Source organism: Legionella sp. PC997 (genome assembly GCF_014109825.1).
Classification (GTDB): Bacteria; Pseudomonadota; Gammaproteobacteria; order Legionellales; family Legionellaceae; genus Legionella.
The window spans coordinates 2590279-2605151 of the sequence record NZ_CP059576.1; the positions used below are offsets into that span (position 1 = coordinate 2590279).

Below are 14873 nucleotides of genomic sequence, written 5' to 3' on the forward strand. Positions count from 1 at the left end.
GAATTGTCCTAGCAATTGAATAATTCATTCAATTTTCAGAGTGGCATTTCTTATGGTTAAGTTATTATTACGAAAAGGGAACATTAGAGTGAAAATGAATCAATTCCAATTAGCAACCACTTTGTTTTTGATGGTGAGTCCGGTTTTTGCAAGTAATCCTGTCCTTCATTCTTTAGATCAACCATTTCCTAAAAAAATTTCCACTTTAGGGGGAAGTGTTACTTCTACATATATTTTTACCAATAATCTTCCCTTTGCTTTTAAAAATCCATTCCGAGTCATACCCATACTGTGCCCTTCTCCTAATCAAGCGTGTACTGCTACAGGAGCTGAATTTAAATATAAAGATTTATGTAGTGGTAAAAAACTACAGCCCAAAGAAAAGTGTAGCTATAGCATCACCCTAACCCCTCAGAGCATAGGTCGAAAAACTATTTTAGTTGCTTACAATGGATATGATAATAATGTAGTTCAGGTTCAACCTGCCTTAACAACAACTGCGACCCAAGCTCCGGCAGGCCTTCTTGGTACCGTCGATTTTCCTTTAGCACAACCCTTACCCAGTCAAGTATTTAAAAACTCCAATTATGCGGTAACGTTTACATTCAAAAACCATGATCCTTCAGCAGTCAGTTTTACCCAAAATATACTTCAAAATAATAATCCGCTTCATCCCAATTTCTTAATCACCAGCAATAGCTGTGTTCCATCAGGAACAACAGGAACCTTAGCAAGCGGTGAACAATGCAGTATTACCGGTACATTCAATTCACCTACGAATGGGACGTTCACTCTGACAGCTGAATTAATTGGTTACCTAAGTTCTAATAAACTTAGCACCTCGACCACGGTACAATCCTTTTCATTCAATAAGCTTATTGGTGTTGATTATAATCCTAATCATTATACGAATAATTATCCCTTCAATTTTCATGATGTTTTTTATACAGGAACACCCAATAACGCAACAGCTACGAATGTCTATGCAGAACTCCAACAATTGCAAAATGCTGGATTTACAACGGTTCGTTCCTATCAAACTGAACCTTATAGTTGGATTGATATTATTAAACAAGCCAATCTCTTAGGAATGAAGGTTATTTATGAGGCAGATATTCCTCAGTTGCCAGTCGACACTATCTACCCTAAATGTCCATTTGGTTCTAAAGATTATATACCCTGCGCACAAGACACATTAAATTCTGTGATTAATGCAGTTACGCCTGCTGTGTTTAATAAAACCGTCATTCTTGTTTTTGCAGGACACGAAAATTATTGTAGTGCTGGTGATACCATTCCTCCGTGCAATGGAACCTCCAATATTAACTATTTAACCAGTGCAGTCTCTGCTTTGAAAGCAACATTAACGGCACATAATTTGACAACTCCAGTAGGTTCAGCGGTTGTCAGCGGAAATTTTGTCACACCCAGTGCTGCAATTTCTGCAGATATGAAAACATTAATTAACTCCTATTCTTCCACTGCCCCTTTAGCTTATGATCCATATCCTTTTCAATTTGGAGTAATACCAGCAACTACAGCAGTATGGATGCCTCCATTAAGCTCAACGGTTCAACATATTAATTCACTCGCATGGGATTACATTCAAGTTGTAGGTTCGACAACTCCTCCTGCTTTACCCAAGGCTAATCCAAAGCCATTTTATACACCTGGACGAGTCCTATTGGCAGCAGAAACAGGATGGGCAACAGCGGGAACAACTACAGGATACGCATGTAACTCTCCAGGACCATGTGAACCCTCAATAGCAAATGCAACTGAATACTTCAAAACCCTTTATCAATTGAATACGAGTAATTTTGTAAAAAATTCCGGGTATAACATAGGAGTTCTTGCATTCGAAGCCTATGATGAACCAGCAAAAGGAGGTCCTACTGCAGAACAAAACTACGGTCTTTTTAAGTCGAATTGTGTTCAAAAAGGGGCTGGGTTTGTTCCAAACAATGCTCTAGTATCCGCTAAAGGATGTCAAGGGTATACCAGTGGTACATTATTGACTATTTTTGGCACAACACCCCCAACTCAAAAATCATTTAAAGTCCAAATTACTTATCCTTCCGGACAACATCCAATGATAAACGTGACGATACCTGCAAACTCGGGTTTATCCCCTGAGATCAACGCAGTGACCCCATGGCCACAATTTTTAATTTATAAAGGAGCTCACATTACTGTTTCTGCGACAACGGGTACTCAATCCTGTACGACCACAGCTCTCGAAGTAACTGCTTCTCCAGCATCAATCACATTTGGATCAGTAAAGTGTAAAAATCCTCCTCCAAGTAGTATGGGATGTTTTGGTCTAGGTTGCCAATTATCTAACCCTTATTAAGACTACGTCCTGATAAGCACAAGAGACTCATACGAAATTTAATCTACCTACCAAGCATAAGACGCGGTAGGTAGAGATTAAAGTGATTTTAGGTTTTAGGTTCCATCATGTTGCGGACAAGCCGCAACAGATTAGAACTTTAGATTTACATATAGGAAAACTGAGGATCTTGATGATGATCAGCCAAAAATGACTTTTGTGCAATATTACCAATCTTTTCTATATCTTCCTTCATGATAGTGGGGGCACAAAAATTAATCGAATACTTGATTAATACTTTTGAGTCTTGTTCATCAAGTAATGTCGTGTTGTTTGTTGCAATTGAAGAGGCTAATATCGCAACGTCGTTGCTCTTTTGTTTAGTCGATCCCAGATAATTTGATACGATTCGCTGGCGCGCTTTCTGCTGATCTTGATAATATCCAAGTATTACCTGTAGGGATTCTTTTACTTTACAAACATCACCGAACAAAGATTTATAAGGTTTTTCATCGTTTACAGCGTCTTGTAATTTTTGCAAACGCGCTTCTAGGTCAGCAATGAATTCTTGATTATTAGTTATTCTTCCATCACGAAGAGCGTGAGACTTTAAAACGCTTTTTTCAACATCAACCAAGTTCTTGAAATGAAATACTATTTGTTCCATATCTGCAAGATCCGTAGAACAACTTAAAATGTCGAACGCTTCCTGACTGGTTTTAGGAATACTTTCCTTTTTAAAAAATGATGTTAACTTAGCTTGCATAATAAATTCTCCAAATATGTTCAATTCTTAAACAAAGTGGATACATTTTAATACAATTCGATCGTTTAGTCAACTTTATTTACATTTTGAACTAAATTAGAACAATTAAATTGGGAAAAGAGAATCATAAAAAATAATGAGCTGTTTTTTTTCCTTATGCTTTACTGTATTAGGATGCTGCTCATTTTAGTGAGAATCTCATTTAAGCAACTAAAAAGTTTTTCCTCCTAATCCATAATAAACATTAGGAGTTTGCAGCTCATTATTCTGTTTCAATAGAGTCATGTGTTGAATTGCCTGGATTTTTTGTGGACCATAATCCATTATCCTAAGAGATATTTGAGCTGCTGAACCAATTCGCATTAATTGTGCTTCACAAAAATTCAAATTTTTCATTATCGGTCCAATAGGGGTAATTTTTTTAGCTAACGACATTTTTAAATTTTGTGTATCGTTTTGCCTCACATCTTGGTCTGTTCTAATGCATTTAATTGCACAAATAATGGATCGAGGCAATACACGATATGCCAAGGCTTCATAAGCATAGAGAGGCCACCCTGCACTTAGCGACATTGAAGAATTAAAAAACTCATTAATATTTCTTGTCTGAACTATTTGTAATCCATTTAAATCAACCACAATTTCGGTATTGTGCGCTGGGGTATTTTTAGTTCTTGATAAACTGACTTGCCCTGTGGAGCCGATGTATTCAATTTGTGTAAGATCAGGAAGTGCGATGGCATAAATATAAGTATCTTCATTATTGAGGGGAAAAATCGCAGCACTCTCAAACTTGGTACTCATACAGACACAGACCGCGGGATCAGCATCCACCGCTCGATCGTCAATTCCTCGATTATTAACATATCCTCTATATTTAATTGCTTCTTTCCACCACTCTGCCTCAAACTCTGTAATTTTTGGAGAAAATCCTTCTTTAAAAATAACTTCTGGTGGTCGCTTATCAGAGCGGTAGTACACGCGTCCTTGTACATCTAAATCATTTTCTTTATTAAGTATCTTGGTAAAAAGCATCCCCATTTCCTTTCTATAAATTTAATGATTTTTATCCTTTTCCATCAGAATACGCTCAAATAATCCTAACTACTAGTCAAAACCGTTTCTGGGTTATTTATGAAAGTTTCCTTTCCAATTATGAACAATTGAAATTATATATTTCCTTGTTGATTAAAAAAATTACTAAGCTACAATATCAATTTTTTCTGGATCATCATTATGGGATTTTACTTCAATACGTACAGACAACAAGAAGGCGATAAGGCTTACAATGAGGGACGATATGAGGATGCACTTGTACATTATTCAGAGGCACTGAAAACATTGCAACTACATGCTGCTGCTCAAACAACGCGGCATGCTGATTTTTATGACGCTTTGGTTTATGTACTCTCCGAAATTCTAAGTACCAAACTGTTAATAATACAACGTGAAGCTCTAGCCTCGAATTTTGTTGCAGTTTCAAACTATTGGCAGGATCTCCCCGGTTTGTTACATGAGATGGAGCTGACCCACAATGAGCATCTTAAAAAAAACCGCAACGCTTTTAGCAACCAAGAGGACGTAGTTAAACGAGTCAACATATTAGCTGCAACAGTTTGTGAGAAGGTAAGTGACGAGTTAGCGGACCAATTAGAAGATGATGAAGAAGTCACTTTAGAGAGCATTTCCCCATCCATTGAATGGATGAAGCGAGCCATTCAATTCCAGATAAAAACAGAAAGCACTCCTAAGCTCTCAAGCAGTTTAGGATATCTAAATTTACTTGAGCGTCTCTATAAAAAAACACAAGATGGAAATTATCTCCAAGTAATATCTGAGTATATAAACCAACATAAGCTTTTAGAAAGGACTATCAGATCTCCCTTGCGCAAACTAGAACTCCTAAGCTATGTCGCAAGAGTGGCACTTTTCAATCGTCAAAATACGGATGGACTTATTAGTGAATGCAAGGCACTTTATGATTTGGTTCCTAAAGAGGAACGAGACAACCCTATCCTAGAAGATCTTCAAAATTTACTTGATATAGTACCTCAAGAGGAGGAACAAGAAGAAAATGAGTTAGAAGATGATGTGCCAGACGCTATGGAGACTAACACCTCGGACTTAGAAGATCTTGGCGAATATCCCCAATCCATTCAATTAGATAGGATCGATGTCAGTACCTGTCCTGTCGATATGCTGTTAGCCCTTGAAAACAGTTGTCCTGAACCCACTGGGATTCCTTCGTTACCCTCACCAGCAAATACCGTGACCTCAGATCAGGAAATGACACAAAGCCATTCAATCAGTCAGTCATTTAGCTCCCGTGTTTTTGACGGAATCCCAACACAAACTTTTTTTAGCCCCCCTCCACAAGTACAAGCAGAAGATGAACTTCCCCATAGCAGAGCGCTTCAACTCGGATTAGAGAAAATAACCGCTCACTCAAGGGACCCAAGATTTTTAGCCAATTTACTTTGTCTAATAGCCGATTTTTTCAATAAAAATAAAGCGCATTATATCCAAAAACAAAATGCAATTGTGTTAGCTCATGATCTTTATAAACAAGTATTTAAAATAGATCCTCACCACCACAGAGCCATTGAAAAATTGAGAAATATAGGCATCCAACATTCAAGATTGATTAATTCCTATAGACACTTTAGCAATGCACCACAAAGTCCTATTCCTAGTGCGGCTATTAATATTACAGAAGCAAAAAATTCTTTTAACCAGGCCCTCGAAGAATTAACAATTCAGCTTGAAAGCTTTTTATTGAATCAGCCAGCCAAAGTTCGGATCACTATTGATGAACTAGTCTGCTTTATTGGTGAGCAACTTACTAAAGGGGTCATAACCAGTAAGCCACGCCCTGAAATAGGACAAATGTTGACGAACACGTTCGAGGAAGAACTTAGAAATTCAGTACGCTCAGACCATTCGTTGGGAAATATTTAACTGGTTACCCTATTCATATTTTGAAGTGTTGCTTCAAAATATGAATTCGTTATGAATTATAGGCTCTTACTTTATCTTTACCAGACTGTTTCGCTGCGTAAAGCGCATGGTCAGCAGCCTTTATTATCTCGTCAATAGTAGCACCGTGTTTTGGTGCTTCTGCTACGCCAATTGAGATGGTAATTTTATTTAGAGGATGACCTTTAAAAAATATGGGTGCAGTTCTTATTCGTTCGCACAGTTCTTCCATTTTACTTACCGCATCATTCAATGTTGTATTTAACAATACAACAACAAATTCTTCGCCTCCAAAGCGGAAAGAAATATCACTTTCACGGAAGCTTTCCTTCAATATTTTTCCGAGCAATTTAAGAACTTCATCCCCAGCTAAGTGACTATATGTATCATTAAATTTCTTGAAGTTGTCGATATCGAGCATTGCCACACACAATGAAGTTTGTTCTCGAGCAATTCGAATTAATTCTCGGGATAAAATGTCATTTAAATACCGGCGATTATATAAATTAGTTAATGGATCATGTAATGAAAGTTCACTTAAAGATACGCGCAAATTAATATTAGCAATGGCAAGCTTGACAATATTACCAAATGAATTTGCCATGTCTTGCTGATGTTGTGTTAATTTTTTTCCTTTCGGGGCAAGTAGATGGATAACCCCTATTAATTCATTTTGCACCATGAGTGGTAATGCCATATTTCCTCCTTGAGGAGGGGTCTTATAATGGGAGCAAGGAACTGATTTTTTTGGATCATCAATCACGTTGGTAGTTGCTTCACGAATTGCAAAACAATCCATGGTATGAAAGGTCTTGGGGAGTAATTGTTCTGTTCCCCACTGTACAACTGTTTCCATTTGATTCATTCCCTTGTTGTAAATGGATAAGCCGCCGCTTAAATCAGGAAACAAGTCTTGGGCGATTAGATTAATTCGTGGATAAGCCTCTTCTGTTGTAATACAAATTTGCAAGGAACGATTTAATTTATTTAATAAACTTTCATCATGCTCCAATAACTTCAATTCATTTAAAGTTTCCATCGTTTTTTCATTCAGCTCCCGCATTTTTTCTTCATTTTGAATGCGATCACTGACGTCTTTCATTTGCATAATAAAATTATCGGGTTCTCCGTGCTCATTCCGAATTAACGTGGCACTAACCATCGCCCAGATAATACTGCCATCTTTTCGAATATAACGTTTTTCCATGTGTGAAATGCGTAACTCGCCTTTTAGAAGCTTATCCAAAGCATCTTGTGTCATAGCTATATCATCAGCATAAGTAATATCCAGTATGTTCTTACTATTTAATTCCTCACTGCTGTACCCTAAAATTTCTTGCAACGTCCGATTCGTATGGATGAATTTTCCCTCAGGTTTTACCAGAGCCATCCCAATAGGTGCATTCTCAATCGTATTGCGAAAACTCTCTTCGCTGCGTCTTAGATCGGATAAAAGATTCGAACTATATACCTCCAGATAAATTGACTTCATTAAAAATTGATTTACCATTGTGGTTCCATAAAGCACCACAACTGCGTAGAGCACCGTCGCCAGAAATAAGATTAAAGATAAGGAAGGCGTAATGGATACTGATAACAAAATCAGGAGCAACCATATTGGAACCAGGAACGCGACAAAAGCACTGTGGATGGTTAGCAATTTAGCTGCGGGGGCCCCAACCAATCCAATCAGATAGACAAAAATAGCCATCCGCGAAAGAGGATTCTCTATATAAAGAAACAGCAATCCACCCAAAGCCCATAAGATTCCAGACTGTAAGTTATTTATAATAAAATATTTCTTCCAAAAAGAAGGACTAAATAAACTCTCTTGTTTTTTTTGCTGATGATATCGAAATATGAATAGCCCTCTTAATAATTGATTGAAAACAAACATTAACAGTACCCAACCGGCTACTAAAAATTTGTTATTCACTTGGGGCCAAATAATTAAAGCAAAGATAAGAGTTGCAAAAAAATCCGCAATTACTAGAACATAAAATTTTTTATATGCCTCGGTTATAAGCTTATTTTCTATTTGAGCGCTTGTAACACCCGGAAAGTCCATCAAAAAATCCTTCTGAAGATTTATGGAACTATTAAAATAATAGTATTTATTTATGGAATATCCAGAATACCCTAAAGAGCACTTTACAGTTTTGTTATATAAATTGACGATTATGAAATAATACCTTAACTTAATAGGATAATTCTTATTTCGCATATAACAACCTGTTTTCTACTTAAAAAAGGAGCACCTATGTTAATTAAATTGATGCTGGGGGTCCGTCAGTTCCAAGATGGATCTTTTAAACAAATGGAAGGCATTTTCAAACAATTGAGCGTAGGTCAAAGCCCTGAGATTTTATTCATCACTTGTTCTGATTCACGTTTATTACCCAATCTTTTAACGCAAGCAAAACCCGGTGATTTATTTGTCATTCGTAATGTAGGCAATATTATTCCCCCTCCCCATGTTCCATCGAGTGAAGCTGCCGGCCTCATGTTTGCTTTAAGTGAGCTTCATAGTATAACGGATATTATTATTTGTGGTCATTCACACTGCGGGGCAATGAAGGGTTTATTAACCCCCGGTCTCAATGAGCGTTTACCGGAAGTCGCCTCCTGGCTTTCTCATTCACATTCTGTCTTAAAACAAATGAATGCTTCTAATGATTTTCATTCGGAAGATTTCAATTTAAAAGTACTCCAGGCTACTAAGCTAAACATTCTGACTCAGATGGAACATTTACAATCCTATCCATTAATTGCCGAAAAATTAAAAAATAAAGAACTCACTCTTCATGGTTGGTTCTATGAATTTGAAACAGGTGAGGTTCTTGTTTATGAATCGAGTCTTGATGACTTTGTTCCACTTGAAAAAGCATTAAGCTTTGCCATCTCTACACGGAGGGATAAAATTATTGAACATGTAGCAATGAACCATTTAGAGCCCTTAGCTAACCCCCAGACAGCACATGAATACAGGGAGCTAATGAAATTATTTTTACTCCTTGAAAACAATTTATTACCTATTTGGCAAACAATAAAAGAAGAAGTTACTAAAAAAGTCTGGGCAGAATTAGGGGGATTATATTCCAGCATGGATGATGTCCATTTTAGGAATATGGTGGAAGAGGGTTATCAATTAAAACTTAGGAATTTGAAAGATTTTCAAGAAAACATCTCCGAATCCATGGGTTATCAGAATTATATGCGTAAAACTATGTATCATTCATTTTTTGCACCAATTCCTAAATCAACTCCAGAGGCGCTCGGCAGTTTTTTAAATTTTAATCACTAAACAATCTTAAAGGCCAGAGCATTCTGGTCTTTACTGGAAGTGTTATTCCTTAAAAAACTTTTACTGAAACTTAGTTCTAACCAATATCTATTTAATTTACAAAATAAAATTTTTAGTCTACATACTATTAACAAAGGGATTTTTAATTTGGGTACTTATGAAAAAATGGCCTGTATTTATCCTATCTTTGGTGGTGCTTATCCTCATAGCTTACTATTTCATTGGTTTCGCAATCAAAAGCACTCTAAGTAAAAATATAAACTCAATGCCTAAAACCTCCGCATTTAGTGTCCACCTTAATAAATACCATCGTGGCTGGTTTTCTTCTCAAGCGGTATTAACACTTAAGATGTATATCCCAGCTCAAAGTACAACTGATAAAGATGGGGCTACTAAAACAGAGCCGCCGGTTGATTTAAATATGGATATACCTATCCTCATCAAACATGGACCTTTTTTAACAACACCTAATGGCATACGTTTTGGATTAGGTCTCATTACAACGCAACCTGAAACTCATTATGAAGCTTTTATAAATTACCTGAATAAAACAGTGTTCAGATATACGCTTCCTTCTTTTTCCCTACAAGGTAAGATTGGACAAAATGAGGGAGATTTTCAGTTCGACTGGCAAGGTTTAACCTCTTTGATGTGCGTTTCTTCTAATCTTGATCATATCGATGGAAACTTAAGACTATTAGGATTGAACGGGAAAGCCAGTAATCCTGCGAACAATCAAAGTAATGTTGTTTTTAAGATTAGCGAAATCACTTATGATTATAAATTTAAAAGACACCAAGAATGGTTATGGCTTGGCCAAACACGTTTTAACATTCCTGCTATTGCAGTGAATCTAGCTGGTGCAAAAAACTTTGAGCTTAATGGATTTGATTTCTCAGCAAGCTCTTACACAAGTAATGATGTACTGAACGTCGACCTTAGACTGTCGTTGCAAAAATTATTTACTAATAATCAGAATTATGGGCCAGGCATTTTACACTTGAATTTTAGGAATCTGGATCCAGACATTGTAGCGAAAATTAATCAACAAGAATTTAATATAATTCAGAAGAATAGCGACCCTAATCTGGTTTCACTAGCATTCGCAACGGAATTACCTAAACTCGTTGCCAAAGGGGCCGTATTAGAACTTTCTGAGATGTCCTTGAGTTTACCAGATGGGAAAATTATAGGTAATTTTAAATTATCCGTACCTAAAAGTGATGGTAATGACCTAGCTCAAGTAATGCAAAAGATGCAAGGTGAGGGTTATTTTAAGGCACCTAGAACTACAGTAAAAGCACTGATGACCGCATCAATTAAAAGTGATCTCACCAACAATTCCCAAGCCAATCCTGAGACCCAAGTAACGTCATCTGGCTCAACAAACCCAACACAAATCTTGTCTAATCCTGACAATGAAGCAGCAAATAAGGCAGAAAAAATACTCCAAGATCTTGTTAACAAAGGTGTTTTAAAGATTGAGGGAAACGATTATGTATTGACCTTTAAACTAGAAAATCAAAAGATGATTATAAATGGTCAGCCATTCACTCCCGATATGTTGAAATAATTGATACTTATTACCTTAAAGGCCCCTATTATAGGGGTCTTTAGTTACATTACAGGGAGATGTTTCGCAACGGGATATTCTGAAGTATTACGATTAACGTAGGTATCTACAATAGATGTTAACAAACCAATCTTATCTACCATAGGCATATCAGCTGCTAAAACTCCTTGGGTTATACCCTCAAATATTTGAGTCAACTCAGGTGAAGATTGGTTTGAATTTGATTTTTTCTTAGCAAGGTATTCTTTCTGAAAAGCCAGATAAATTCCCTGTATTATGTCGGACACATCTTTTTGAGGTACAAGTTCCATACCCTGTTCGTCTTTTGTTTCCGTATCCTTTAGCCCGTTAAAGGTTATTGCTGTAGGTGTTGTTTTAGGAGCGAAAAAAGTAATGTTCTTATTAGGTCTTACTTGCATTTCAGATTTTTTTTCCTCGCTTCTTTTAAAGTTAACTTCTAACCAGTTGACATAACGAGAAGGATCCTCAACATGAAGGCAAAATTTATTATGAGTACATTCCTTTTTAATATTCTCACCTTTTTCAATGCGAGCCACATGATTTTGAACCACAAAGTATTCTCGAGTTGCTTCAAACGGAGGTAAGATACTACCTGGATATATAACAAAATTATAACCTAAGCTAGCCCCTAACAACATAATAGAAGGACTTTCTTCAGTAAGGTAATGTTGAGAACGGAGAAGGGATGTTTTGGGGTCATTCCCTTCTTGGGAATGACGACTCACAAAATCGGCACTTGTTTTGTCAATGGTTATTTTGAGCCCTTCTACAGTGCTATAAAGAGGCATTATTTCTTCTAATACTTTCTCAAAATTATTTTGTGCAATCCAAGTACGCCAACGCATTATTTCAAAATTTTTGCCTTGCTCCGCTGCTAGCTTATTGATAATTTGAATTTTTTCATCCATTGTAGAACAAGGATAATTATTATTAAAACTTTCTGGAGTCAGCCCTAAAGGTTCTAAAAAAGCACTAAGATTACTTTTTAAATATTGCTCACCCAACTCTATGGCTTTCTTTTTAAGAGTATGTTCATCCTCGCCGAATGGGGATCCCTCCATATTATGCCAATAAATTTCATCAGCTATCAAAAATGTTGCTTTACCTTGAGTACCTGTATAATTAACACCCGTTTGGTGCACAGCAACAGCTTGTTGCACAATGGCTTTTAAATATTCACCCGTACAATACTCGTTTCCTTTAATGCTTAAAAGGATTAAATCTTTTGTAGTCTTTAATGAAGGAAAACGACTTTTACTGTTATCTTTTGAATCAAAACTTGCGGTAATAATTTTGCCGTGTTTTGGACCTTTAATTTTTGGCATCTAAATATTTCCTTAGCGTTATTTCTCACACTTCTGTACGCTAGTACTTCACTCTATTACTTTAAATAATTTAAATCATGATGTTACGTACTTAAATTAATTTTTTTTATTTTTATAATCAAAGTTTTTTACTGATCAATCAAAAAATTATAGACATAGTATAATGCATTTTGAAAAAAAAATAACCAATTTTTTTATAAATAGTTTATAATATCCTCACTAATTACTTATAAGAGCCAGATTATTTGGAGATTACTATACTCTTTAAGAGTGAGTCCATTTAATATACTGTCGCTCAGCAATATTTTACTTAATAATGCAGCTATTTTGATTATTAAGTCATTTTATATGGTGGATAATGGATTCAGAAAAAATAAAAGAATTGTACAAAATTATTAATCAAAAAGACGAAGAAATTCAGAAGTTAACTCGTTCTCTCGAAGATGAAAAACTGAAATTCAAAAATGAATTACAAGCGGTTCACGATTATTATGAAAATATAATTGCATTAATGCCTGGACATGTTTATTGGCTTGATAAAAATAATGTTTTTTTAGGTTGTAATGATCTCCAGGCCAAAAGCGCTCGTTTACAATCCAGGAAAGAAATTGTTGGAAAAACCAATTATGATATGCCATGGAGAGATCAGGCGGAAGAATTGAATAAAGTCAACACCTTAGTTATGGAAACGGGCATACCTCACACCGCAGAAGAATATGCAATTATGGCAAATGGAATGGGCATTTATTATTCCCAAAAAGTTCCTTTACGGAACCAAAAGAATGAGACTGTGGGGGTTTTGGGTATTTCTCTGGACATCACGGAACGCAAAAAAATGGAAGTTGCCCTGCGTCGTGCCAAGGAAAACGCTGAGGTTGCAAATCAGGCGAAAACTGAATTTATTGAAAACATGAGTCATGATATCCATACCCCATTAAGCGGTATTGTTGGGATGTCACGGCTTTTAGAAGAGAAAGCAGAGGATCCTGAAAGAAAACAATATGCGCGTTGGATCCACGAAAGTGGAGAACAATTATTAGACTTATTAAATGGTGTAATGGAAGTTGTTGCGGCTGATAATCTCAGGGAAAGTGACGTCCACGAAGAATTATTTGAACTACGCAAAAGCATTAACGATATCGCATATCTTGTGCAACCCAGTCTGGAAATGAAAAAAATTCAGCTGAATATCGAAATTGATGATACAGCACCAAATAGTTTTATTACTGATGGAACAAAATTACATCGAGTTTTATTAAATTTAGTAGGAAATGCAATTAGGTTCACTGATGCAGGGATTGTTACCATTAAAGTTGAGACACTTACTCATGAAAATAGTTATGCCCAGCTGCGATTCAGTGTAATCGATACCGGAATTGGTATCCCCCATGAATTAAAGGATAAAATCTTTGACCGCTTCTTTCGAGCTATGCCTTCTTATAAAAGTCAGCACGGTGGTTATGGTGTGGGGCTTCATGTTGCCCAAAAATACTTAAGCCTACTCGGCGGAGAGATCCATTTAGAAAGCGAAGTAGGAAAAGGCTCTTCTTTTTATTTTAACCTCACAATGAAAATTGGATATAACGAGATCAATAACCTCACCTATAACGAAACAAAATCACCGCAGAATCAATCTGCATCGGATACCCCGCTTATTCTTCTCGTAGAAGATAACATCATCTCCCTACACATGATTGAAAATGTTGTTGAACAAGCAGGATATCCATTTTATTCGGCAATCGATGGCGAACATGCTTTAGAGTTGTTAGAAACGAACAACTTTGACTTAATAATAACGGATATAGGGATATCCGGTATTTCAGGTAGAAATCTAGTTCAGTGTGTTCGGGATAGGGAACAACGTGATAAAAAAACTCCTTTACCAATTATTGGATTAACTACTTCCGGTGAAACAGGAAATAATCCCGCGTGTGCAGAAATGAAGAAAGTATTAACCAAACCGATTCATTTAAAAATGCTTCAGGAAGTAGTTAATGGACTCAATTTAGTCACTTCAAAAGAAGGAAAATAAGTGGGTCGAGGCTCTTTGATTCTAGCCTGGCTGAAGCCCGCATCTTCTTCCCTATCGCGCAGATTGTCCAGGGATCTATAATCCTCCAATATAATGCTCCCGCAGACAAATCGTGGAACAATAGGTAAGAAATTTAGAGCTTAAACAGTGCGTAACATTTCGTAGCGCTATAAGATTTTTATCGAGTTTCAAAATAATTAGTATCCAATGGGTAACAAATCCAACTCAACGTTGAGCCGATGTAATTTACTTCAAGTGTCGTATGATTCAAGGCAGATAATTCAGGTTGCTTGTCCATATAGCATACCTGCCGTGCTCCATTTAAATTGACATAATAATATGATTTAGTCGATTTATAATCATTAGGTACATAGTAAACATCACCTTGTTTTTCCAAAAAAATAGGAGTACCGGTAATTACAATTTTACTAGCATGGGAAACCACGTTGATCATCGTTAAAGAAAAAATAAATAAGAATAATTTTTTCATAATAATTTCACTCCTTGAAATGAACTTAAATGATCCTGATTAAGTATAGGACAA

General features: G+C 36.3%; 10 protein-coding genes. 5 read left to right on the top strand and 5 right to left on the bottom strand.

Annotated features, from left to right (window positions below; all coding sequences use genetic code 11):
• The first annotated feature begins 94 nt into the window (after nucleotides 1-94).
• Nucleotides 95-2353, top strand: a complete 2259-nt coding sequence (locus HBNCFIEN_RS11155; protein WP_182391158.1) for a hypothetical protein — start codon at nucleotides 95-97, stop codon at nucleotides 2351-2353.
• 145 nt (nucleotides 2354-2498) lie between these two features.
• Here HBNCFIEN_RS11155 and HBNCFIEN_RS11160 read toward each other — a convergent pair whose 3' ends face one another.
• Together HBNCFIEN_RS11160 and HBNCFIEN_RS11165 are read right to left on the bottom strand one after the other, a co-directional pair.
• Nucleotides 2499-3098 carry a hypothetical protein gene (locus tag HBNCFIEN_RS11160; protein ID WP_182391159.1) on the bottom strand — a complete coding sequence of 200 codons (600 nt, stop codon included), beginning with the start codon at nucleotides 3096-3098 and terminating at the stop codon, nucleotides 2499-2501.
• A 210-nt stretch (nucleotides 3099-3308) separates the two neighbouring features.
• Entirely contained in the window at nucleotides 3309-4133 is an 825-nt protein-coding gene (locus tag HBNCFIEN_RS11165) for a hypothetical protein (RefSeq protein WP_182391160.1), read from the bottom strand.
• 201 nt (nucleotides 4134-4334) lie between these two features.
• Here HBNCFIEN_RS11165 and HBNCFIEN_RS11170 point away from each other — a divergent pair, with 201 nt between their 5' ends.
• On the top strand, nucleotides 4335-6056 hold the full coding sequence (locus HBNCFIEN_RS11170) for a hypothetical protein (protein ID WP_182391161.1): 1722 nt from the start codon (nucleotides 4335-4337) through the stop codon (nucleotides 6054-6056).
• A gap of 49 nt (nucleotides 6057-6105) precedes the next feature.
• On the opposite strand, the gene HBNCFIEN_RS11175 is transcribed toward HBNCFIEN_RS11170, so the two are convergent.
• Entirely contained in the window at nucleotides 6106-8142 is a 2037-nt protein-coding gene (locus HBNCFIEN_RS11175) for a sensor domain-containing diguanylate cyclase (RefSeq protein ID WP_182391162.1), read from the bottom strand.
• Between the two features lie 192 nt (nucleotides 8143-8334).
• On the opposite strand from HBNCFIEN_RS11175, the gene HBNCFIEN_RS11180 reads away from it, so the two are divergent.
• The gene (locus HBNCFIEN_RS11180) at nucleotides 8335-9378 is read left to right on the top strand and encodes a carbonic anhydrase (protein WP_182391163.1); all 1044 of its coding nucleotides are present in this window, start codon (nucleotides 8335-8337) and stop codon (nucleotides 9376-9378) included.
• Nucleotides 9379-9535: 157 nt separating this feature from the next.
• Nucleotides 9536-10951: a YdgA family protein gene (locus HBNCFIEN_RS11185; protein ID WP_182391164.1), complete on the top strand. Its 1416-nt coding sequence runs from the start codon at nucleotides 9536-9538 to the stop codon at nucleotides 10949-10951.
• Between the two features lie 44 nt (nucleotides 10952-10995).
• On the opposite strand, the gene HBNCFIEN_RS11190 is transcribed toward HBNCFIEN_RS11185, so the two are convergent.
• On the bottom strand, nucleotides 10996-12297 hold the full coding sequence (locus HBNCFIEN_RS11190; RefSeq protein WP_182391165.1) for a hypothetical protein: 1302 nt from the start codon (nucleotides 12295-12297) through the stop codon (nucleotides 10996-10998).
• Between the two features lie 358 nt (nucleotides 12298-12655).
• On the opposite strand from HBNCFIEN_RS11190, the gene HBNCFIEN_RS11195 reads away from it, so the two are divergent.
• Nucleotides 12656-14329 carry an ATP-binding protein gene (locus tag HBNCFIEN_RS11195; protein ID WP_182391166.1) on the top strand — a complete coding sequence of 558 codons (1674 nt, stop codon included), beginning with the start codon at nucleotides 12656-12658 and terminating at the stop codon, nucleotides 14327-14329.
• Between the two features lie 178 nt (nucleotides 14330-14507).
• Here the strand turns inward: HBNCFIEN_RS11195 and HBNCFIEN_RS11200 are convergent, their stop codons facing one another.
• Nucleotides 14508-14819, bottom strand: coding sequence for a hypothetical protein (locus tag HBNCFIEN_RS11200; RefSeq protein WP_182391167.1), 312 nt, complete (start codon nucleotides 14817-14819; stop codon nucleotides 14508-14510).
• Between the last annotated feature and the right edge of the window lie 54 nt (nucleotides 14820-14873).

Bases quoted from the DNA above. Each gene is read 5' to 3' on its own strand.
- HBNCFIEN_RS11195 (WP_182391166.1), top strand. From the start codon at position 12,656: ATGGATTCAGAAAAAATAAAAGAATTGTACAAAATTATTAATCAAAAA.
- HBNCFIEN_RS11200 (WP_182391167.1), bottom strand. From the start codon at position 14,819: ATGAAAAAATTATTCTTATTTATTTTTTCTTTAACGATGATCAACGTG.
- HBNCFIEN_RS11165 (WP_182391160.1), bottom strand. From the start codon at position 4,133: ATGCTTTTTACCAAGATACTTAATAAAGAAAATGATTTAGATGTACAA.
- HBNCFIEN_RS11180 (WP_182391163.1), top strand. From the start codon at position 8,335: ATGTTAATTAAATTGATGCTGGGGGTCCGTCAGTTCCAAGATGGATCT.
- HBNCFIEN_RS11160 (WP_182391159.1), bottom strand. From the start codon at position 3,098: ATGCAAGCTAAGTTAACATCATTTTTTAAAAAGGAAAGTATTCCTAAA.
- HBNCFIEN_RS11185 (WP_182391164.1), top strand. From the start codon at position 9,536: ATGAAAAAATGGCCTGTATTTATCCTATCTTTGGTGGTGCTTATCCTC.
- HBNCFIEN_RS11175 (WP_182391162.1), bottom strand. From the start codon at position 8,142: ATGGACTTTCCGGGTGTTACAAGCGCTCAAATAGAAAATAAGCTTATA.
- HBNCFIEN_RS11155 (WP_182391158.1), top strand. From the start codon at position 95: ATGAATCAATTCCAATTAGCAACCACTTTGTTTTTGATGGTGAGTCCG.
- HBNCFIEN_RS11170 (WP_182391161.1), top strand. From the start codon at position 4,335: ATGGGATTTTACTTCAATACGTACAGACAACAAGAAGGCGATAAGGCT.
- HBNCFIEN_RS11190 (WP_182391165.1), bottom strand. From the start codon at position 12,297: ATGCCAAAAATTAAAGGTCCAAAACACGGCAAAATTATTACCGCAAGT.